Source organism: Pseudoalteromonas carrageenovora IAM 12662 (assembly GCF_900239935.1).
Taxonomy (GTDB): Bacteria; Pseudomonadota; Gammaproteobacteria; order Enterobacterales; family Alteromonadaceae; genus Pseudoalteromonas; species Pseudoalteromonas carrageenovora.
Genome location: NZ_LT965928.1, coordinates 338,330 through 359,097, shown reverse-complemented (window position 1 = coordinate 359,097; position 20,768 = coordinate 338,330). Strand labels below are relative to the sequence as shown.

Annotated in this window: 15 protein-coding genes; 9 read left to right on the top strand and 6 right to left on the bottom strand. The window is 41.1% G+C overall.

Going from position 1 to position 20,768, the window contains the following annotated elements; genetic code table 11:
- The first annotated feature begins 52 nt into the window (after positions 1–52).
- The gene (gene rraA / locus ALFOR1_RS01720) at positions 53–550 is read left to right on the top strand and encodes a ribonuclease E activity regulator RraA (protein WP_058547623.1); all 498 of its coding nucleotides are present in this window, start codon (positions 53–55) and stop codon (positions 548–550) included.
- A 1-nt stretch (position 551) separates the two neighbouring features.
- Positions 552–1,598 (top strand): formimidoylglutamase, encoded by a 1,047-nt coding sequence (locus ALFOR1_RS01715; RefSeq protein WP_104641855.1) that lies wholly within the window; start codon positions 552–554, stop codon positions 1,596–1,598.
- A gap of 33 nt (positions 1,599–1,631) precedes the next feature.
- On the opposite strand, the gene ALFOR1_RS01710 is transcribed toward ALFOR1_RS01715, so the two are convergent.
- Positions 1,632–3,296 (bottom strand): bifunctional diguanylate cyclase/phosphodiesterase, encoded by a 1,665-nt coding sequence (locus ALFOR1_RS01710; protein ID WP_104643599.1) that lies wholly within the window; start codon positions 3,294–3,296, stop codon positions 1,632–1,634.
- A 122-nt stretch (positions 3,297–3,418) separates the two neighbouring features.
- Positions 3,419–4,666, bottom strand: a complete 1,248-nt coding sequence (gene hutI / locus ALFOR1_RS01705) for an imidazolonepropionase (RefSeq protein ID WP_104641854.1) — start codon at positions 4,664–4,666, stop codon at positions 3,419–3,421.
- A gap of 112 nt (positions 4,667–4,778) precedes the next feature.
- Between hutI and hutC the strand changes: the two genes are divergently transcribed.
- The 3 genes from hutC to hutH all read left to right on the top strand — a co-directional run bounded on the left by hutC (position 4,779) and on the right by hutH (position 8,809).
- Positions 4,779–5,486, top strand: a complete 708-nt coding sequence (gene hutC, locus ALFOR1_RS01700; protein ID WP_104641853.1) for a histidine utilization repressor — start codon at positions 4,779–4,781, stop codon at positions 5,484–5,486.
- A gap of 111 nt (positions 5,487–5,597) precedes the next feature.
- Positions 5,598–7,271: a urocanate hydratase gene (gene hutU / locus ALFOR1_RS01695; RefSeq protein WP_104641852.1), complete on the top strand. Its 1,674-nt coding sequence runs from the start codon at positions 5,598–5,600 to the stop codon at positions 7,269–7,271.
- Between the two features lie 2 nt (positions 7,272–7,273).
- On the top strand, positions 7,274–8,809 hold the full coding sequence (gene hutH / locus ALFOR1_RS01690; protein WP_104641851.1) for a histidine ammonia-lyase: 1,536 nt from the start codon (positions 7,274–7,276) through the stop codon (positions 8,807–8,809).
- Here the strand turns inward: hutH and ALFOR1_RS01685 are convergent.
- Positions 8,806–9,576 (bottom strand): Rossmann-fold NAD(P)-binding domain-containing protein, encoded by a 771-nt coding sequence (locus tag ALFOR1_RS01685; protein ID WP_104641850.1) that lies wholly within the window; start codon positions 9,574–9,576, stop codon positions 8,806–8,808. The genes hutH and ALFOR1_RS01685 overlap by 4 nt on opposite strands.
- Positions 9,577–9,693: 117 nt before the next feature.
- On the opposite strand from ALFOR1_RS01685, the gene ALFOR1_RS01680 reads away from it, so the two are divergent.
- From ALFOR1_RS01680 to ALFOR1_RS01665, 4 genes are all read left to right on the top strand, one after another.
- On the top strand, positions 9,694–11,721 hold the full coding sequence (locus ALFOR1_RS01680) for a methyl-accepting chemotaxis protein (RefSeq protein WP_104641849.1): 2,028 nt from the start codon (positions 9,694–9,696) through the stop codon (positions 11,719–11,721).
- Positions 11,722–12,092: 371 nt separating this feature from the next.
- A complete protein-coding gene (secA, locus tag ALFOR1_RS01675; protein ID WP_104641848.1) occupies positions 12,093–14,801 on the top strand; it encodes a preprotein translocase subunit SecA in 2,709 nt (902 codons plus the stop codon).
- Positions 14,802–14,861: 60 nt separating this feature from the next.
- Positions 14,862–15,260, top strand: a complete 399-nt coding sequence (mutT, locus tag ALFOR1_RS01670; protein WP_104641847.1) for an 8-oxo-dGTP diphosphatase MutT — start codon at positions 14,862–14,864, stop codon at positions 15,258–15,260.
- 5 nt (positions 15,261–15,265) lie between these two features.
- Positions 15,266–16,333 carry a phosphotransferase enzyme family protein gene (locus tag ALFOR1_RS01665; RefSeq protein WP_104641846.1) on the top strand — a complete coding sequence of 356 codons (1,068 nt, stop codon included), beginning with the start codon at positions 15,266–15,268 and terminating at the stop codon, positions 16,331–16,333.
- A gap of 90 nt (positions 16,334–16,423) precedes the next feature.
- Here ALFOR1_RS01665 and ALFOR1_RS01660 read toward each other — a convergent pair whose 3' ends face one another.
- From ALFOR1_RS01660 to pmbA, 3 genes are all read right to left on the bottom strand, one after another.
- Positions 16,424–18,499, bottom strand: coding sequence for a M13 family metallopeptidase (locus ALFOR1_RS01660; protein ID WP_104641845.1), 2,076 nt, complete (start codon positions 18,497–18,499; stop codon positions 16,424–16,426).
- Positions 18,500–18,755: 256 nt separating this feature from the next.
- Positions 18,756–19,238 (bottom strand): DUF721 domain-containing protein, encoded by a 483-nt coding sequence (locus ALFOR1_RS01655; protein ID WP_058547634.1) that lies wholly within the window; start codon positions 19,236–19,238, stop codon positions 18,756–18,758.
- 117 nt (positions 19,239–19,355) lie between these two features.
- Complete coding sequence (pmbA, locus tag ALFOR1_RS01650) at positions 19,356–20,705, bottom strand: metalloprotease PmbA (RefSeq protein WP_058547635.1); 1,350 nt, start codon at positions 20,703–20,705, stop codon at positions 19,356–19,358.
- Positions 20,706–20,768: the final 63 nt, after the last annotated feature.

Sequence of the window (20,768 nt, the reverse complement as noted above, 5' to 3'; positions counted from 1 at the left end):
ATAAGGAGGGTATACTGAGTTATAACCTAATGTATCTTTTGAGGATAAAATAATGGATTACAGCACTTCTGATTTATGCGATCACTTTGCCGATGTGGTTGACGTGCTTGAACCTATGTTCATAAACTTTGGTGGACGTCATACCTTTGGCGGCCGCATTAAAACAGTTAAATGTTTTGAAAATAACGAACTGATCCGTGAATTACTTTCTCAAGATGGTACAGGCTCAGTTCTTTTAATTGATGGCGGTGGCTCAACACGCCGTGCGCTTATTGATATAGAGCTTGCCGAACTTGCCTTTGAAAACAACTGGCAAGGTATTGTTGTTTATGGTGCTGTGCGCCATGTTGACGAACTTGAAGACCTAGATTTAGGTATTCAGGCTATTGCATCTATTCCGGTTGCTGCAGATAGCGAAGGCGCGGGTGAAGATGGCATAGGTGTTAACTTTGCAGGCGTTTCGTTTTTTGATGACGATTTTATTTATGCCGACAGCACTGGCATTGTTTTATCTGCTGAAGAACTAGAATTGGAAATCGTAGAAGTATAACGTGACCAGTTACTTAACAGTATATGATGAAAGCGCGGTTAAGGCTCTTTGCACTACCCGCGCAAACGAAACTAAAGCTTGGCAGTCAATGGCCCTGCTAGACACCCAAGTAAACGTTCAACAAGCACTAATAGATGCAGCTCAATTTGGCATTCGCTATGTATTACTTGGTATTTGTGAAGATATCGGTCCCAGAGCAAATTTAGGAAATAAAGGTGCCCACCAAGCTTGGCCTGCCTTTTTAAAGCGCTTTTTAAATCAGCCTCATAATCAATTTATTGCAACTCAAAAAATATTACTACTTGGTGAAGTTAATACCACTGATTTAATGCTGCAAAGTAACCCGCTAAGTGCAAAACAGCCTGAGCAATTAACTCAGTTGCGTGAACTTTGCAGGCAGCTTGATGAACGTGTAGAAGCCGTTTTAAGTTTAATCTTTAAAGCTGGTCTTGAGCCTATTGTAATAGGGGGCGGACATAATAACTGCCTAGGTATTATTAGAGCTTTGAGTAAACACAGCCAAAACCCTATCAACGCTATAAATTTAGATCCTCATGCCGATTTCAGACCATGTGAAGGACGCCATAGTGGAAATGGCTTTACCTACGCCTATGACGAGCAGCACTTAAATAACTACCATGTAATTGGGTTACACGAACTTAAAAATAATCAGGCAACACTTGATGCAATGGCCCAAGCCAATCACAGTTTTACTAGTTATCAAGCAATTGCAGTAAGAAGAGAAATAACGCTAAGTAGCGCTGTCACTCATGCACTTAACAACACCGATAATTATGCACTAGGTATTGAGGTTGATTTAGATAGTATAACTTACATGCCAGTAAGCGCTTATAATTGCAGTGGTTTTAGTGTTGCTGATGCTGAACATTTTGTACATTTAGCCGCTAGTAATCGCCGCGCTAAGTATTTACATTTATGTGAAGCAGCGCCTAGCCAACACCCTAACGGTTTAGACGCTGGAGCTGAGCATACAGGGCAAGTATTAAGTGCGCTGACAAATAGCTATTTACAAGCTAAAGAGCAATAAACAGCGCTTCCCCTGTAAAATTATTTAAGCTAGTTACTTAGCTAAATCCATACGCCACTGCTTCAACCAACTCATCAAACCAATACTACTTAACGGATGACCAAAGTAATAACCTTGAGCGGCATACGCCTTTAAACTTTTGACAAATTTTAGTTGTTCAAGAGTCTCTACGCCTTCAAATATGACTTTAGTCTTTTGTTGGTTATGCATTTCAACCATGCCACTTACTAAGCTACGTATGTTGTTTTGATTGCTAAAATCAGCAGTAAGCGAGGGCGCCACTTTAATATATTCTACAGCCAAACTTGGTAACTTAGAAAGCAGCACAGGGTTATCACCTAAGCCATCAACACATACTTTTAAGCCAATATTATTTAACCTAGCAATCATCGCTCGGCCTTTATCATCAAGGCTTGTGAATATATGTAAAGGGCATTCAACTATTAAGTCGCCCGGCTCTAATTGATGCTCACTTATTACCGAATCTACAAATTCAACAAATTCTTCGTTGAGCATTTCAGGGCCAAACACATTAATACTCAGTGGTACAGTAATACCTTCAATCCTCAATGCCATTGCGAGCTCTGCTGCTCGCTCTATCACAAACTTAGCTAATGGATAAGCAAGCCCTGCAATTCTTATATCATCAATAAAACGATTAGCAGATAAAATCCCCTGTTTAGGGTGCTGCCAACGCAGTAACAATTCTAAAAATTCTATCTGGCCACCGTTATTACAAATAACGGGTTGAAAATAAAGCTCAAGCTCACTAGCAAAATCAATATTAGTAAGCTCTTTTAAGCGCGCCTGCTGCTCTAGCTGCTCTACCATCATTTGCTGATGATAAGGCACTACTTTTCGATTTGGGTGGCTATCAAGGGCAAGATAAGCAAACGATATTAAATTATCAAAGTTATTGTCTTGTTCATCACAATTTACATAACTAGCGCGGGCTTTTACCTCTACCGTACAGTTAGCTACATTAAAAGGCTTAAGCGTTGCCCCTAATATTTGCTCAATCACTATTTCATGAAAGTGTTTTTGATTTGCTAAGCTACAAATAAATGCAAAGTTTAATCCGCCTAAATGGGCTAGCTTTTCATGAGTGTTTATAGGTACTATTTCATCACTTACTAATAATTCTTTAATTCTATTAGCAGTTTGCGCTAACAGAATATCGCCAAAGTCGCGGCCTATATGTTGGTTAACTTGCTCAAACCCCTCAAGGCGGATAATAACTAAAGCTGCGTTTATATGGTTGTTTTCACACCAATGGTAGTAACCTTGGCGTAGCTGCTTTTTATTCGCAAAAATAGATAATGGCGATTCTTCAATAAACGCCTCATCAATACTTTGAGGTTCTATAACAACCTCTTTTACTGCACTTTCGTCATTTAAAAAACCAACGATGGCTAATAATAATATGGCAACTACAACCCAAAAAAGTGGTACTTCTAATAATAGATGAGCCGAAAATAAAACAACAAATAATAGCCCGGCAGCAGCACTGACAATAATCATGCTCCAGTTATTTCGCTCAAAAGCCTGCCACAAATGAAAGCAAAAACCAAAAGCCAGCAAAATAGCTAACCAAGCCGCACCACTACTTAAAATGGCTAATCCAACCACTCCAGTGCACAAATAACTAAATTTAATACTGATATTTTTAACCGAAAATAACGTAGCGATCATCGCCATTAAAAGCGAACCACTAAAAAAAATCGGAAAGTTACTGTCAGTCAAAATACTCAAGCTTACGCCACTCCATTAGCCATAAAATTCAATAAAAGCATGTTAATTATGAACAAAAATAATACAAACTAATTAATTCTACCCAAAATCCATAGATTTAACAGTTTATTTACGCCAAATTGGTAACTTAATTGCGATGGGTGGCCTATTTGCCAATGTGCAATATCAGCCCTTGCTCCTACTTTTAGCACGCCCCTATCATTTAAACCAAGTGCTAATGCGGCATTGCGCGTTACACCTGCAAGCGATTGCTCTGGTGTTAACCTAAACAAAGTACACGCCATATTCATCATCAACTGTAGCGAGCATAAAGGTGAAGTACCCGGGTTAAAGTCACTCGCAATGGCAATGGGCACTTTGTATTTTTGTAATAACTCAATGGGTGGTAACTGAGTTTCTCGTAAAAAATAAAATGCACCGGGGAGTAACACAGCAATAGTCCCTGCTTGCGCCATTGCTTTTACACCATCCTCATCAAGGTATTCAATATGATCAGCCGACAAACCTTTAAATTTGGCCACCAGCTGTGCACCACGCTGATTAGATAGCTGCTCTGCATGGCATTTTATTGGTAGGTTATACTTTTTAGCGGCTTCAAACACTTGCTCGGTTTGCTCATAGCTAAAACCCACATTTTCACAGAATACATCAACAGCATCTGCAAGGTTATTTGCAACCACTTGCTCAAGCATATCGGTGCAAACTAAATTAATAAATTCATCAGTACGCCCTTTATACTCAGGTGGTAAAGCATGCGCCCCTAAAAAGGTGGTTATAATATCAATAGGATGATGTTCACCCAATAAGCGGGCTACTTCGAGTATTTTAAGCTCATTTTTAACATCAAGCCCATAACCTGATTTAATCTCAACAGTTGTGACTCCTTCAGCAAGTAAGGTGTTTAAGCGATCTTTACCATCAACAAAGAGGTGCTCACGATCAGCTAAGCGCGTGGCTGCGACTGTACTCGCTATACCGCCACCTTGAGCAGCAATTTGCTCATAGCTTACACCCTGCAAGCGTTGTTCAAATTCTTGTGAGCGAGAGCCCGCAAATACTAAGTGTGTATGGCAATCTATAAGCCCTGGCGTTAACCACTGTCCTTTAATACTGAGTGTTGGTGTTGCAAATACATCAAAACTTGGTAAATCAGATTGCTTACCTAACCACGCAATCTTGCCATTTTTTATGGCCAAGGCTGCATTTTCTATTGCTCCATAAGGAGCATCTATAGCGGTGTCCATAGTGGCAATATTGGCATCAGTAATTAGTAAGTCGATGTCACCTAGCTCATTGTTTGATATTTTATTTTGCATATTCAACTCCTTAACTTGCTTAAAATACAGTCTAACAACCCACCTTGTATATACAAGGCAATTGTGTCATCTTAACTAACATTGTTTATTATAAATACAGCTCGCTTTTTCAATGACAACACCTAAATTTGCTCAAATAAAACAATTTATTGTCGATAAAATTAAAAATGGATCGTGGCAAGAAGATCAGCGCGTTCCTTCAGAAAATGAGTTAAGCAGCCAATTTAGCGTTAGCCGTATGACAGCACGCCGTGCTTTAAGCGAGCTTACCGATGCGGGTATTTTAACCCGCAGCCAAGGTTTAGGTACGTTTGTAGCGAGTTTTAAATCGCAGTCATCATTACTGGAAATAAAAAATATTGCCGATGAGGTCAAAGAACGTAATGGCCGCTATAGCTGTAGTGTACATATTCTCGAATCTATTAATGCTATCGCGCCTATTGCAATTGCACTTGGGGTAGAAATAGACAGCGTGGTTTATCGCAGCGTACTTGTACACAACGAAAACGAAAAACCACTGCAAGTTGAAGAACGCTTTGTAAACCCTGAGCTTGCAAAAGATTATTTGCAGCAAGATTTTACATTACTCACTCCTCACGAATATTTATCGAACGTGGCTCCACTTACACAAGCCCGCCATACCGTGGAAGCTATTATGCCAAATAACGAAATGTGTCAATGGCTTAATTTGTACAACGAAGAACCTTGTCTACAAGTAATCCGCCGTACATGGTCATCCAAAGGCATTGTTAGCTTTGCACGACTTGTATCGCCTGGGAGTAAATACCGCTTAGGTGGGCATTTAACATTTAAAAAATAACCTGAATGCAAAATAAAAAATTATATCAAGCACAGTTCAGATTAAATATAAAACGCTTTAAAAGGCGTTTTTTAAAAGCCGATTACCTTGTATATACAACAGGAGTAAAATATGGACAGTCGATTAGATAAAACACGTATAATACGTGCTCCTCATGGCGAAAAAATAAGCGCTAAGAGTTGGCAAACGGAAGCTGCTAAACGCATGCTAATGAATAATTTAGACCCTGATGTTGCTGAGCATCCGCATTCACTGGTGGTATATGGTGGAATTGGTAGAGCGGCGCGCGACTGGCCTAGTTTTGATAAAATTATAGACACACTCGATAGACTCGAAAACGACGAAACCCTCCTTGTACAATCGGGTAAACCGGTAGGCGTATTTAAAACCCACTGCAATGCACCTCGCGTTCTTATTGCCAATTCAAACCTAGTGCCACACTGGGCAAATTGGGAGCACTTTAACGAGCTCGATAAAAAAGGTTTAATGATGTACGGGCAAATGACGGCAGGCTCTTGGATTTACATTGGCTCGCAAGGCATAGTACAAGGCACCTACGAAACCTTTGTTGCTATGGCAAAACAACATTTTTCTGGTAACGCAAAGGGTAAATGGGTATTAACCGGCGGGCTTGGCGGTATGGGTGGTGCGCAACCATTAGCTGCAACAATGGCAGGCTTTAGCGCTCTGGTAGTTGAATGTGACGAAACCCGTATCGATTTTCGAATTAAAACGGGCTACGTTGATGCTAAAGCCACAAATCTTGAACATGCACTGCAATTAATTACCGATGCCTGTGTAAAAGGTGAAGCGTTATCGGTGGGTTTACTCGGTAATGCAGCCGACGTATTTACAGCTCTTGCTGCCAGCGATATTACTCCCGATATTGTAACCGACCAAACCTCAGCACACGACCCTCTCAATGGCTACTTGCCACAAGGTTGGAGCATGGAGCACGCGGCTAAAATGCGAGAGCAAGCGCCACAAACAGTTGTAAAAGCCGCTAAACAATCAATGGCTGTGCAAGTAAAAGCTATGTTAGCGCTACATAAAGCTGGGGCTGCAACAACCGATTACGGTAATAATATTCGCCAAATGGCATTTGATGAAGGCGTAACTAACGCGTTCGACTTCCCTGGCTTTGTACCTGCTTATATTCGCCCTCTATTTTGTGAGGGCATAGGTCCATTTAGATGGGTTGCACTTTCGGGTGACCCAGAAGATATTTACAAAACTGACGCTAAAGTAAAAGCACTCATCCCCAATGATAAACATTTGCATAATTGGCTAGATATGGCACGAGAGCGTATTCAATTTCAAGGATTACCTGCACGCATTTGCTGGGTAGGTTTAAAAGATAGAGCCCGCCTTGCCATCGCTTTTAACGAGATGGTTAAAAATGGCGAACTCAAAGCCCCTGTAGTTATTGGCCGCGATCACCTCGATTCGGGTTCTGTTGCCAGCCCCAACCGAGAAACCGAAAGCATGTTAGATGGCTCAGATGCTGTATCAGATTGGCCATTACTTAATGCTTTATTAAACACCGCTGGCGGTGCTACCTGGGTATCACTGCATCATGGCGGCGGCGTAGGAATGGGATTTAGCCAGCACTCTGGCGTGGTTATTGTTGCCGATGGTAGTAATGAAGCAAAAGAGCGAATAGGGCGCGTGCTTTGGAACGACCCCGCCACAGGCGTAATGCGACATGCCGATGCAGGTTACGACATTGCAAAAAATTGTGCTAAAGAACAAAACTTAGATTTACCTATGCTAAACAAGGAATAGTCATGATTTCACACACTCTCACACCCGGACACCTTGATTTAAACACACTGAGAAAAATTAACGATTCAGCTGTTAATTTAAGTTTAAAAAGCAGCGCCGAGGCACAAATAGCAGCCAGTGCACAAACCGTTCAAAATGTAATAAACGAGCACCGCACCGTATACGGAATTAACACAGGTTTTGGATTATTAGCCAATACTAAAATAGCCGATAGCGAGCTTGAGTTACTTCAGCGCAGCATTGTTCTTTCGCATGCTGCGGGTATTGGCGAATACATGGATGACAGTACCGTAAGGCTAATGATAACCCTTAAAGTAAATTCGCTTTCGCGCGGTTACTCTGGTATTCGATTGCAAGTAATTCAATTTTTTATGCAGCTATTAAAAAGTGAAGTGTATCCGTGTGTGCCAAAAAAAGGTTCTGTTGGCGCATCGGGCGATTTAGCCCCCCTAGCCCACATGTGCTTGGTGCTATTAGGCGAAGGCCAAATGCGCTATCAAGGCGAGGTTATTAGCGCAAGCCAAGGCCTAAAAATAGCGGCGCTTGAGCCCCTTACACTTGCTGCAAAAGAAGGCTTAGCATTATTAAATGGCACACAAGCGTCTACTGCATTTGCATTACAAGGTTTATTTAGAGCCGAGAATTTATACACGCAAAGCTGCGTTATTGGCGCTATAAGTATTGAAGCTGCCAAAGGAAGCCGTGCACCATTTGATGCCCGTATTCATGATATTCGAGGCCAACGTGGACAAATAGATACTGCTCGCGTATTTAGAGAGCTTCTCAGTGAACACTCTGAAATTAGTCAATCTCACGTAAATTGTGAAAAAGTACAAGACCCTTACTGCTTACGCTGCCAACCTCAGGTACTCGGCGCATGTTTAACACAAATACGCCAAGCCGCAGAGGTGCTTTTATGTGAATCAAACGGGGTGACCGATAACCCCCTGGTGTTTGCTGATGTTGGCGATATTATTTCAGGTGGAAATTTTCATGCAGAGCCAGTGGCTATGGCAGCCGATAATTTAGCAATTGCGATTGCTGAAATTGGCGCATTGGCCGAGCGACGCATAGCCTTGCTAATTGATTCAAACCTCTCAACCTTGCCACCCTTTTTAGTAGAAAACGGTGGGGTAAATTCTGGCTTTATGATTGCCCAAGTAACCGCCGCCGCACTTGCATCAGAAAACAAATCACTCGCGCATCCTGCCTCTGTAGACAGCTTGCCAACATCAGCAAATCAAGAAGATCATGTCTCTATGGCAACCTTTGCTGCTAGGCGCTTAAATGAAATGGCCAATAACACCCAAGGCGTATTGGCTATTGAATGGCTAGCCTCCGCCCAAGGGCTTGAGTTTAGAGCACCACTTAAAGCATCTGAGCAAGTAGAAAAGGCCAAAGCACTACTACGTAAGCATGTTAGCTACTACGACAAAGACCGCTACTTTGCCCCTGATATTGAATCTGCAAATATGCTTTTAGCGCAGGGTGTATTGTGTGGCTTTGTTATAGATAACCCGCTGCCATCAGCACATTAAATTGTGTGCTGATAACTAAATCCTAATGCTTCAATGGCTGAGCCCAGCACTTTTCGCTCAGCCACTTCATCGCTTATAAAGGTAGGCATTTCACCGCCATGCTGTGCACACTTTAGTTCATAATAATTCGCTTTAGTCGGATGTGACGGATTAACTACATTGTAAATATTTTGCCCCGTATTAAAATTTTCGATTACCGAAAAAATAGCATTTATTACATCTTGCTGGTGCACCATATTAACCACTTGTTGGCTCGATGTGTTTAGCTCTTTACCTGCAACAAAACGACCAGGCTCACGATTTGGCCCAAGGAGCCCAGCTAAACGCAGTACTTTACCGTCTTGTTCGAGTACTTGCTCTTCAGCATCGTATAGTTTTATTTGTCGCTCATTTGTACACGATATCTCACTGCTTTCGCTATAAACACCAGCTTCTTGGTCATACACCCCAGTAGATGAGCACAATATAAAGCCTTTTGAATTTAACTGCTTAGCAAGATTAAGTGCTGATGCTAAAATCTCTGGATAGTTACTTTGCGTGTTACGGCTACGTGGAGGTATAGCGCACACCCAATAGGCATCGCGCAAATCCACTTCGTGTTTTAGCTTGTTATTAACCAATGTAAATTGACGCTGAAAATCATCGCTATGCTCAACACTTTGGTGAGTGCCTTGTACTTCCCAACCCGCGTGTTTAGCTTGTACGCACAAAGCATGACCAAGCCAACCAGCTCCTAGTACTACTAATTTATTAGCTTTAGTTTCCATTTTTTGCATAACCCTTCATTTTAAACGCATAATTAGTGTTTTCTATCTAACTTCGTAGCGATTTTAAGTAAGATATGATTAGATATAACTTACTAAATAACAATAATACGTACACTCATGCTAAATAATTTATCATTACGGAAGAAAATATTATTATTGATTGGTGGAACGATCACAGTTTTACTGATAATTGCCTCAACTTTTTTTGTTAAACATATCGCAGATCTTTCCCGAGTTAACATAGAGCGCGAAGCACAAAGCTACCTACAAAGCGAACAACTATCAATGCAAAGCTACTTTGCAATGTACGGTAAATTGGTGTCGACTTTTGTAAATAACCCGCATTTAGTCAACTTTTTTGAAAATTGGAATGTGCGTGATCAACCAATTAAAAATGCACCAGGTTACAGCGAAGTAAACCAAGATTTTGTGCGTATTAGCTCAAATGATGAAAACGTATTATCAGCCTTTTTTGCTTCAGCAACCACTGGTGAATATTTTAAAGAAAACGAACGTACCAGTCAGTACAACGGCCAACCTTACTATGCTTATAAGCGTGGTTGGTGGCAAGAAGCTTTGCAAATCAACAAGCTTTACGTGGGGCCAATTTCGGTTGACTTAACTACAGGTGTGGCATCAGCAGTAGTTCAACAACCAGTATATAACGCGCATCGTAAACTCATAGGTATGGGCGGTGTTGATCTGCAGCTAAATAAAATTAACGATATGGTCGAAGACATTCGTTTTAATGGTCAAGGCTACGGGTTTTTGCTCGACGGCAATCAAAAAGTAGTACACTTTTCAAAAGCCACAGGCCATAAATTATCTATTACCGACGAAGGCCCTAAAGGTAAAGAAGGGCTCGACGGCCTAGAACAACAATTTGCAAATACATCTGGCTTTAAAAGTCTAAACACTCAAATGCGCAATAACCTTGAGGGTAGCCAACTGGTTACTTTAAAAGGTGAAGAGTTTTATGTGGTTTACCACCGTTTGCAACTAGAGCAGCCTTATTTAGATTGGTACGTAGGGATACTTATTCCTACCAGCATGATTGAAGCGCCAGTAAATGCAGCCGTTACTACCACCATTACAGCTGTAATTATTATGCTTGTTATTATTTTAGCCATGATTTTGTGGGCTACTCAAATGATCTCGCAGCCTATCACAACACTTACTAACATCATGCGTGATATAGCATCGGGTGAAGGCGATTTAACGCAAAAAATTAATATCGACAGTAAAGATGAAGTGGGCCAGTTGGCTAATCATATGAACACCTTTATTGATAAACTGCGTGCCATGATGCTCGAAACCGCCGCACAAGCAGAGCAATTAACTAATGCAGCAGCGCAGCTTAGGCGCGTATCTGAGCAAACAAATACTGAAATACAGCAAGAAAAACAACAAGTAGATAGCGTAAGCGCTGCGGTTACCGAAATGGCCAGTACCGTACTTGAAATTTCACGTAATGCGCAGCACACCAACAGTGCTGCCGAAGAAGTGCAAGCCATTACAGCAGAAGGGGCTAATCGTTCAACGCAAGCACAAAAAGTAATGACCGAGCTTGCACTTCACATAGGTGAAGCATCTAAAGTAGTGGCAGGCCTTGAGCAAGAAAGTAATAACATAGGTGCATTAGTTGATGTAATTAACTCCATTGCCGATCAAACTAACTTACTTGCTCTTAATGCAGCTATTGAAGCAGCCCGAGCTGGCGAGCATGGTCGTGGTTTTGCCGTGGTAGCTGACGAAGTACGCTCACTTGCAAGTCGTACGCAAGAATCTACCGACGATATTCGTAATATGATTTCTCGCTTGCAACAAATAGCGCAGCAAGCATCGGTAATGATGCTACAAGGCCAAGAGCAAACAGAAGGCTCAGTATCACAAACCAAAGAAGTACTTAGCTCACTGCAAAATATTGCGCAATCGGTTACTAAAGTACAAGACCAAAGCCACCAAATTGCCACCTCTACCGAGGAGCAAACTGTTGTTGCTGAAGATATTAATACCAGCCTATCGGCAATTAACAACTTAGTAAATAGTACAGCCGATCATGCTTATACACTTGCTGATGAAGCGCGTGATTTAAGCGATTTAGCTGCCGCACTTAATAAAACAGTAAACCAATTTAAGTTATAAAATATGGGGTAACAATGTAGAGCGCTAAGTATAAAACTTGTGCGCCTACTCCCCTTGTTTTTAATTTATTTAGCACCATATCTTTACAACTTGCGGCTATTTTTAGCGTAATTAAATCAGTTAAAGCGATTTTTTCGCATCAGATCAAAATTTTCTGTTTTAAATACACATCTTTTTGTTGAGATAGTTTGTTGTTTGCCAGAGTCTGGTATAGTAGCGCACGTAATAAACAGTGCTTTTTGGGCGCTTTAATACAAAATTGCTAATTAATATGTTCTACGTGTTATGTAAAAGCACATATTAATTACCAATTGTAAAAAATGGGTTAGCCGACACTCGGTTAACAAAGAATACATTGTAACGGTTTTATCATGATATCTAATTTATTTACCAAGATTTTTGGTAGTCGCAATGACCGCACTATTAAAAACCTAAGAAAGACGGTCGCGCTAATTAACGCGCTAGAAACGCAATTAGAAGCGCTTTCTGATGAAGATTTAAGAGCTAAAACAGCTGAGTTTAGAGAACGTTACGATAACGGACAAAGCCTTGACGACATTTTACCAGAAGCATTTGCAGTGGTACGTGAAGCGTCAAAGCGTGTAAATGGCATGCGTCACTTCGACGTACAGCTATTAGGTGGTATGGTTTTACATCAAGGTCGCATTGCAGAAATGCGTACCGGTGAAGGTAAAACACTAACAGCAACACTTCCAGCCTACTTAAATGGCTTAACAGGCAAAGGCGTACACGTAATTACCGTGAACGACTACCTTGCTAAACGTGATGCTGAAACAAACCGCGAGTTATTTGAGTTCTTAGGCCTAACTGTGGGCTGTAACGTACCTGGCATGATGCCACAGCAGAAAAAGCAAGCTTATACTGCTGACATTACCTACGGTACAAATAACGAATTTGGTTTTGACTACCTTCGTGACAACATGGCATTTAGCATTGATGAGCGCGTACAGCGTCCATTGTTTTATGCAGTAGTAGATGAAGTGGATTCAATCCTAATCGATGAAGCGCGTACACCACTTATTATTTCAGGTCCGGCTGAAGATAGCTCTGAGCTTTACATCGAAATCAACAAAATAGTACCGCTTTTAGAGCTTCAAGAAAAAGAAGACGAAGAAGGTGTTGAAGGCGATGGCGATTACACAATTGACGAAAAGTCTAAGCAAGTTCATTTAACTGAACGCGGCCAAATTAAAGTTGAAGACTTATTAACTGAACGTAACTTAATTGAAGAAGGCGACTCGCTTTACTCTGCAAGTAGCATTACCCTTTTAAGCCATGTATATGCAGCACTACGCGCTCATAAGCTTTATCAAAAAGATGTTGATTACGTTGTTAAAGAAAACGAAGTCATTATTATCGATGAGCATACAGGGCGTTCAATGGAAGGTCGTCGTTGGTCTGAAGGTTTACACCAAGCTGTTGAAGCTAAAGAAGGCGTAAAAATTCAAAACGAAAACCAAACACTTGCTTCAATCACTTTCCAAAACTACTTCCGTTTATACGAAACGTTAGCAGGTATGACAGGTACAGCCGACACTGAAGCATTTGAGTTTCAGTCAATTTATGGCCTAGATACCGTAGTTATGCCAACTAATAAGCCGATGATTCGTGATGATCGCGCCGATTTAGTTTACCTAACGCAAGAAGAAAAATACGAAGCTATTTTAATTGATATTAAAGATTGCCAAGAGCGCGGACAGCCTGTGCTTGTCGGTACTATTTCAATTGAAAGCTCTGAGTATTTATCACAGTTTTTACGCAAAGAAAAAATTAAGCACAATGTACTTAATGCTAAATTTCACGCGCAAGAAGCTGACATCGTATCTGATGCAGGTTTACCAGGCACTGTTACTATTGCAACCAACATGGCCGGTCGTGGTACCGATATCGTGCTTGGCGGCAACTGGAACAGCGAAGTTGAAAAACTAGAAAATCCAACAGATGAGCAAATTGCTGAAATTAAAGCAGCATGGAAAATTCGCCATGATGCAGTAATTGATGCTGGCGGTTTACACATCATCGGTACTGAGCGCCATGAATCGAGACGTATAGATAACCAATTACGTGGTCGTTCTGGTCGTCAAGGTGATGCCGGCTCTAGCCGTTTTTACCTATCAATGGATGATGCGCTAATGCGTATATTTGCCGGCGAGCGCATGACTAACATGATGCGTAAGCTAGGCATGCAACGAGGCGAAGCAATTGAGCACCCATGGGTAAACCGCGCAATTGAAAACGCACAACGTAAAGTAGAAGCACGTAACTTTGATGTACGTAAGCAACTACTTGAATACGATGATGTAGCAAACGATCAACGTCGTGTTGTTTACTCTCAGCGTAACGAACTGCTTGAAGAAGGCGATATTTCAGAAACTATCACGGCTATCCGTGGTGATGTACTTGCTGGTGTTATTGACCAGTACATTGCACCACAAAGTCTTGCTGAAATGTGGGATGTGCCTGGCCTCGAAGAGCGATTAAAACAAGACTTCTTAATTGAGCTACCAATTACTCAGTGGTTAGCCGATGACAATAAACTTTACGAAGAAAAACTTCGTGAACGTATTGAGCAAGCTGTTGAGCAGTCATACCAGCAAAAAGAAGAACAAGTTGGCGACTCTGTACTTCGCCAGTTTGAAAAAGCGATTATGCTACAAAGCCTTGATCAGCACTGGAAAGATCATCTTGCTGCAATGGATCACTTACGCCAAGGTATTCACTTACGTGGTTACGCGCAAAAGAATCCTAAGCAAGAGTACAAACGCGAGTCGTTTGAGCTGTTCTCTGAAATGCTTGAAAACTTAAAAGTTGATGTAGTTGGCATTTTAAGTAAAGTACAAGTACGTGCAGAAGAAGATGTTGAAAAAGTAGAAGAGCAACACCGTAAGAGTGAAAATGCTCCTCGCGAATACCAACATGAAGAAGCTGAGCACGTAGGCGGCGAAGCACCTCAAAGCGCAACCGTAATGGCTAGAACAGAGCCAAAAGTTGGCCGTAATGATCCGTGCCCTTGTGGTTCAGGTCAAAAATTCAAACAGTGTTGTGGTAAATTAAAATAACTACGCATTGTAAGTAATTAAAAAGCGACGCTAGCGTCGCTTTTTTTATGGAGTAAAAACATGACAATAAAAATAGTAAATGTAGCCGTAGGTGTTATTAAAAAAAACAATGCCATTTTTATTTGTAAGCGCGGTGATGAGCAACACCAAGGTGGCTTATGGGAATTTCCGGGTGGCAAAGTAGAGGCTGGCGAAAGCGTATTTGCAGCGCTTAAGCGAGAGCTAACAGAAGAAGTGGGGATCACAATTCACAGCTCTAGCCAGCTAATGGTGATTGAGCATGACTACGGCGATAAATGTGTAAAACTCGATATTCATGTCGTTAGTAATTTTAGTGGTGAAGCGCGTGGCGCTGAAGGACAACCAAGCGAATGGGTTGCCATTAGTGAGCTTAGTAACTACGACTTCCCTGCGGCTAACGCTGATATTATTGAAAAACTACAAGCTCGATACGCGTAGGTTAAATGAATACGTTAATTCAAAATAAATTAAGTGGGCTTTTAGCGCTAAACCCTGAGCTTACTCAGGTTAGCGTTATAGGTAGCGGCCACATAAATACGACGTGGCTGCTTAGTAATGCGTCGCAGCAATTTATTGTGCAAAAGCTCAATACCCATGTATTTAAACACCCTGTGCAACTCATTAATAATGCAAAATTAATTGAACAGCACTTATGCGCTAAACAGCAAAGTAACAGCTACCCGCTCGAGATTGTTAAACACATACGCACACGCAGCAATGAGTACTTAATAAGTATTGAAAACGAGCAATACCGAGTACTTAACTTTATTAGCCAAAGCTTTAGTGAAGATGTGGTTAAAACCATAGAGCAAGCACATCAGGCTGCTTTAGCATTTGGCACCTTTGTAAGCGCCCTTCACGATTTTGACGCCGCATCGCTTTACACTGTTATTGAGGATTTTCATAACTTAGCCATGCGCTTTGAGCAATTAAATTCAGCTATAAATACAAGTAGTGATAAGCGTCTCATTCGCTGTGAAAGCGAAATAGCCTTTTGCTTATCGCAGCAGCATTTAATTACAGAACTCAGTGATATAGCTGCCGACTTACCTATTCGGGTTTGCCATAACGACACTAAAATAAATAACATGCTGTATTGTAGTAATACGCATAAAGCAAAAGCGGTTATCGATTTAGATACCTGTATGTCAGGGTTTTTACTGTATGATTTTGGTGACATGGTACGTACATTTTGTTGCGCTGAGGCAGAAGACTCGACCAACCTTGATAAGGTAGTTATTCGTAAAGAGATTTTTGAGGCGCTCGTTAAGGGCTACCTCGCTCCGCTTAAGCCTATTATGAGTAAGTCAGAGCAATCAAGCTTATTGCTTGGTGCTAAAATTATGCCGTTAATGCTTAGCGTGCGTTTTTTAGCTGATTACTTAAATAACGATGTGTACTTTAAAACTACTCATGCAGAGCATAATTTAGAGCGTGCTCAAAACCAACTGGCTTTGTATAAAAACATTTTAAGTAATGAAAGCTGGATGCATAAAACCCTCATGCAATAGCAGCAATGTTATTGGTATAAAAAAAACCAGCAAGCTAAACACTTGCTGGTTTTTCTAAATTTTGGTTAAGCTAATTAAAATAAATATCAATTACCAAATTTTTACGCGATCTTCTGGTTTGATATACATTTTGTCGCCTTCTTTTACGTCAAACGCTTCGTAAAATTCAGGCATGTTCGACAAGATACCGATTACACGGTAGTGGCTTGGTGAATGTGGGTCTGTCATTAACCGGTTACGTAACTCTTCATCACGATACTTACGGCGCCAAATTTGTGACCAGCCCATAAAGAAGCGTTGATCGCCTGTGTAACCATCAATTACCGGCGCTTTGCTATCACCTAAAGATAACATATATGCTTTATGCGCTACGGTTAAGCCACCTAAATCACCAATGTTTTCGCCAAGCGTTAGTTCGCCGTTAACACCTGCATCTTCAAACGGTTTGTACTCGTTGTATTGTGCCACTAGTGCACCTGTACGCTCTTCAAACTGTGCAAGGTCAGTCTCGCTCCACCAGTTACGTAAGTTACCATCACCGTCGTATTTAGCACCTTGGTCGTCAAAACCGTGGCCTAGTTCGTGGCCAATTACCGCGCCAATTGCACCGTAGTTTACAGCATCATCCGCTTCTAAATTAAAGAATGGTGGTTGCAAAATTGCAGCAGGAAATACAATTTCGTTGTTTACCGGATTATAATAAGCATTTACCGTTTGCGGCGTCATGTGCCACTCAGAACGATCAACAGGCTTGCCTAATTTAGCAATCATGTCTTTGTAAGCCCATTCACTGTAACGAATGTAGTTACCTACTAGTTCATCTGAATTGATTGTAAGCTCAGAGTAGTCTTTCCACTTATCTGGGTAACCAATTTTAGGGGTAAATTTGTTTAGCTTTTCTTGCGCTGCAAGCTTAGTTTCAGGGCTCATCCACTCAAGGTTTTCAATAGCTACACCGTAGCCTTTAATTACGTTATCGACTAGCTCTTCCATACGCGCTTTCGCTTCTGGCGGGAAGTTATCTTTAACGTACACTTTACCTAAAATTTCACCCAGTACACTGTTAGAAGCATCAACGGCTTTTTTCCAAAGTGGCGCTTGCTCTTCTACACCACGCAATGTTGTGCTGTAAAAGTTAAATTTAAGGTCAACTAAATCGTCACTAAGTAACTGTGCATAACCACTAACAAAATGGAATTTTAAATAGTTTTTCCACGTTGTTACGTCTGTGTTTTTATACACATCGGCAAATGCTTCTAGGTAGCTTGGCTGACGCACAATAATTTCTTGTATATCCACACCAGCGTCTTTAAAAAACGTAGCTAAATCAAAATCGCCCATTAGTTTATCAGCATCGGCAACCGTCATCTTATTATACGATTTTGTTGCATCACGGCTTTGTACTCGGCTCCACTGCGCATCAGCTAAAGACTTTTCAAATGCGATAACGCTTTTAGCGGCTTCAGATGCATTTTTAACACCTGATTTAGCTAAAATATCGGTCATGTACTGCTCATAAGCTGCACGAATTTTAGTGAACTTTTCGTCATCTTTTAAGTAGTAGTCGCGGTCCGGTAAACCAAGGCCTGATTGTGATAAGTACAAGGCATATTCGCTTGAATTTTTAGCATCGTTATTTACAAACCAACCAAATGGTAAGCTAGCACCTTGCTTTTGAATTTTAGCCATTAGGCCAGCTAAATCAGCTTTAGACTCAACACTATCAATTGTATCTAAAGAAGGCTGAAGTGGTGTAATTCCCATTTCATTACGCGCGTCTTTATTCATGTAGCTTTTATAAAAAGCACCAATTTTATGCTCGTCACTGCCCGCTTTAGCCGCGTTATTAGCAGCCGCGCTTTCAAGAGCCACTTTCATCGCTTTTTGCGACTCGTCATATAGCTGCGAAAAAGAACCGTAGTTAGATTTATCGCCCGGGATCTCTGTTTTAGCAAGCCACTGACCATTTACGTGGTAGTAAAAATCATCCTGTGCACGTACAGACTCATCCATATTGGCAAGGTCTACACCTAACTCAAGCGTTTTGTCTGCAGGGGCCGTGACTGCTGCAGTTTCGGTGACTTTTGTTTCTTGTTGTTTTTCACCGCAACCTACTAGGCCAAGCGCAAGTGCAATACTTGCGGCGGTAATAGTTACTTTCTTCATAGTTATTCCGTTTGTTAGTTAGAATTTAATACCAACTCCATTAAATTCTTGAATACTTGAGGAATGTAATAGCACTCACAGCACGCTTTCACTTAATGGAATGGGTATCAAGAGCGAACTCAGATAAAAGTACGCCATGTGGGTATAATAAACCCCATTAAACAAACATTAAAATAGAATATGTAACAAAGTATTTTGAATGCGATGAGCAAACGAAATAGCCCTACCAATGACAAATTATTTGAATTTAAAAAAATTATTTTTTTCCGTGCAGAGCCAGGCGCTCTAATTTTTCTTTTAGAGAAGGAGGTGCAGATGCAGCGATCGCATTTAAATAATCAGAGGTTTGAGTGCTCATTTTACGAGAATTTCCCGTAACTGCGCTTTGTGCTTGGCTTTTATTGCCAGTAGCGCTTAATCGCTGAGTAGCTTGCGGATTTGCAGTAATTTTTATTTGCCCAAGCTCAGCCATGCCTGCAGCTCTAAAGTGTGACTGCATATCCATTTTCAAATAATTAAGCTTAAGCGCGATAGAAGCCGATACCGCCTCAATCATTAAGGTACCATCACGGTAGTTACTCACTCTGCACTTTTCGCTTAGCTTAGGTCCTAAAAACTCTTTTAATAGAGTTTGCTGTTTATCAAGTGCTTGGCTTTTACCTGCATAGGCCGACAAGCGGTTGTTGAGCCCCGCCATAATGTCGGTTAACGGCTTTGGTGCATATCTATCTTTTGCCATTTAACACCCCATAAATTTAAATAAAGCTCAGTTAAGCCAAGCACGTAAATGTTTGGCTTAACTGAGCGCTTTTATATTACACCAATTCGCTTAATTAAGTATTATTGCAAATTGGTATTAAGCGCCTGCTATTTGCATTTGATCTATAAGTACTGAGCCAGTTTGAATACCGCCTCTTCGCTCAATATCGCCACCAATTGCACTAATGCCTTTAAACATATCTTTTAAATTTCCGGCAATAGTAATTTCACTTACTGGGTATTGAATCTGGCCGTTTTCGACCCAAAAACCAGCTGCTCCACGCGAGTAGTCACCCGTAACAGTGTTTACACCTTGGCCCATAAGCTCAGTAACTAATAAACCTGTACCCATGGTTTTTAATAAAGCCGATAAATCATTATGGGTTTGTTCAACTAACCAGTTATGTATACCGCCAGCATGGCCTGTTGGCGTCATATTCATTTTACGTGCAGCGTAACTTGCTAATAAATAGGTTTGTAACTCGCCACCTTGGATTATTTCACGATCAAGCGTTTTAACCCCTTCGCTATCAAAAGGCGATGATGCTAAACCTTTTAAAATATGTGGGCGCTCAGCTATATTTACACAGTTACTAAATACCTGTGTGCCAAGGCTGTCGAGCAAAAAACTCGACTTACGATAAAGTGCACCACCACCAATGGCCGACACTAAATGGCCAAACAGTGAATTGGCAATATCAGCTCTAAAAATAACAGGCACTTTCATAGTCCCTAGTTTTTGGCTGTTTAGTTTAGCGAGGGTTTCTGCAGCGGCTTCAAGCCCAACAGCTGCAGCATCATTTAAACCCGCTTGATCGCGCGCAACGGTGTAAGCAGAGTCACGCTGCATATGCTCGCCCTCTTTACCTATTACCATAGTGCTAATGCTATGACGAGTACGAGGAAAACCTGCAATTAAGCCATGGCTGTTACCATATACGCGTAAACCTTGGTGCGATGAAAAGCTGGCACCGTCTGAATTAACAATTCGCTCATCAGCATTTAATGCAGCTTGCTCTGCGGCATGGCAAAGCTCAATACCTTGCTCTGGGCTTACATCCCACGGGTGGTATAAATCTAAATTTTTTGGTGCAAACTCAAGTAATTCTTTATCAGCAACACCATTAAATGGGTCATCAGATGTAAATTTAGCTATATCTATCGCTTTTTCTACAACGGTACGCAGTGTTTTTGGACTCAAATCGGCGGTAGACGCAGAGCCTTTATTATTACCAACATATACACTTATACCTAAACCACCGTCTTGGTTAAATTCAATGGTTTCTACTTCACCCATACGTGTACTAACCGATAAACCAGATGTGCTCGACATTGCAGCTTCTGCAGCTGTTGCACCCAACTTTTTTGCATGCTCAAGCACTTCGGCTACGGCATCTTTTACTTGAGAGATTTGAGAATAAATTGGATCGTGTTGTTGGCTTTTCATAAATTAAGTCCTGAGCCTTAAGGCAATATTGCACGCATTTTTTATAGTTAAATGCTAACACAC

Excerpts from the sequence above, each read along its gene's own strand:
- rraA (WP_058547623.1), top strand. The coding sequence starts at position 53 with ATGGATTACAGCACTTCTGATTTATGCGATCACTTTGCCGATGTGGTT.
- ALFOR1_RS01710 (WP_104643599.1), bottom strand. The coding sequence starts at position 3,296 with ATGGCGATGATCGCTACGTTATTTTCGGTTAAAAATATCAGTATTAAA.
- hutI (WP_104641854.1), bottom strand. The coding sequence starts at position 4,666 with ATGCAAAATAAAATATCAAACAATGAGCTAGGTGACATCGACTTACTA.
- hutC (WP_104641853.1), top strand. The coding sequence starts at position 4,779 with ATGACAACACCTAAATTTGCTCAAATAAAACAATTTATTGTCGATAAA.
- hutU (WP_104641852.1), top strand. The coding sequence starts at position 5,598 with ATGGACAGTCGATTAGATAAAACACGTATAATACGTGCTCCTCATGGC.
- hutH (WP_104641851.1), top strand. The coding sequence starts at position 7,274 with ATGATTTCACACACTCTCACACCCGGACACCTTGATTTAAACACACTG.
- ALFOR1_RS01685 (WP_104641850.1), bottom strand. The coding sequence starts at position 9,576 with ATGGAAACTAAAGCTAATAAATTAGTAGTACTAGGAGCTGGTTGGCTT.
- ALFOR1_RS01680 (WP_104641849.1), top strand. The coding sequence starts at position 9,694 with ATGCTAAATAATTTATCATTACGGAAGAAAATATTATTATTGATTGGT.
- secA (WP_104641848.1), top strand. The coding sequence starts at position 12,093 with ATGATATCTAATTTATTTACCAAGATTTTTGGTAGTCGCAATGACCGC.
- mutT (WP_104641847.1), top strand. The coding sequence starts at position 14,862 with ATGACAATAAAAATAGTAAATGTAGCCGTAGGTGTTATTAAAAAAAAC.
- ALFOR1_RS01665 (WP_104641846.1), top strand. The coding sequence starts at position 15,266 with ATGAATACGTTAATTCAAAATAAATTAAGTGGGCTTTTAGCGCTAAAC.
- ALFOR1_RS01660 (WP_104641845.1), bottom strand. The coding sequence starts at position 18,499 with ATGAAGAAAGTAACTATTACCGCCGCAAGTATTGCACTTGCGCTTGGC.
- ALFOR1_RS01655 (WP_058547634.1), bottom strand. The coding sequence starts at position 19,238 with ATGGCAAAAGATAGATATGCACCAAAGCCGTTAACCGACATTATGGCG.
- pmbA (WP_058547635.1), bottom strand. The coding sequence starts at position 20,705 with ATGAAAAGCCAACAACACGATCCAATTTATTCTCAAATCTCTCAAGTA.